The 944-nt window shown below is 73.4% G+C and carries 1 protein-coding gene; it reads right to left on the bottom strand.

The window, feature by feature from the left end:
- Positions 1-712: glycerate-2-kinase family protein (locus tag TSO352_RS22680; RefSeq protein ID WP_199231698.1), on the bottom strand; the 712-nt coding region annotated here is incomplete at its 3' end.
- Positions 713-944 lie beyond the last annotated feature (232 nt).

Here is a 944-nt window from a genome sequence, read left to right as displayed (position 1 = left end):
CGCCGCGGCCGCTCTCCAGCAGCTCGCGCACCGCCGGCGGCACGGCGATGCCGGTGCGCCGGAGGATCGCCAGCGCGTCGGCGCAGCTGGTGGGATCGGCCACGGTGGGACCGGAGGCGATGTCCATCGGGTTGTCGCCGGGCACGTCGGACAGCAGCAGCGTGACCACCCGCGCCGGATGACAGGCGGCGGCGAGCCGGCCGCCCTTCACCGCGGAGAGGTGGCGGCGCACGCAGTTCATCTCGGCGATGGTGGCGCCGGAGGCGAGCAGGGCGCGGTTGACCGCCTGCTTGTCCTCCAGCGTCACGCCGTCCAGCGGCAGGGCCAGCAGCGCCGAGCCGCCGCCGGAGATCAGGCACAGCACCAGATCGTCGGCCCCGAGCCCCGAGACCAGCGCCCGGATGCGCTCGGCGGCCGCCAGCCCGGCGGCGTCGGGCACCGGGTGGGCGGCCTCGACGATCTCGATGCGCTCACAGGGGACGGCGTAGCCGTAGCGGGTGACCACGAGGCCGGACAGGGCGCCCGGCCAGTGATCCTCGACCGCCCGCGCCATCGCCGCCGACGCCTTGCCGGCGCCGATCACCACCAGCCGCCCCTTGGGTGGCTCGGGCAGGTTGGCCGGCACGCACAGCGCCGGCTGGGCGGCGGCGACGGCGGCGTCGAACATCCGCCGCAGCAGGTCCCGGGGGACGGTGGCCGGAGCGATGGGCATGGGGGTCTCCCTGTTTATACCGGCGAGCGGTTGAACGGACCTTTCAAGCGCTCGCCGGCCGTCGCGACCGCGACGGCGCGCTCCCATGAGCGCGGTAAAGCCTGCGTGGCGTTTGAACGCGATACGGCAGGCCAATTCATTGGCATGCCGGTATCAGAATCAGGCCTTCTGGCCGATCTCGAAGTTGGCGAGCATCTCCAGGGCGCGGACCATGCCGGAATGGTCCCAGGCG

The sequence above is a fragment of the Azospirillum sp. TSO35-2 genome, from assembly GCF_003116095.1.
GTDB lineage: Bacteria > Pseudomonadota > Alphaproteobacteria > Azospirillales > Azospirillaceae > Azospirillum.
Note: the sequence above shows the minus strand (reverse complement) of the source record. Positions and strands in the feature narration are given on the sequence as shown.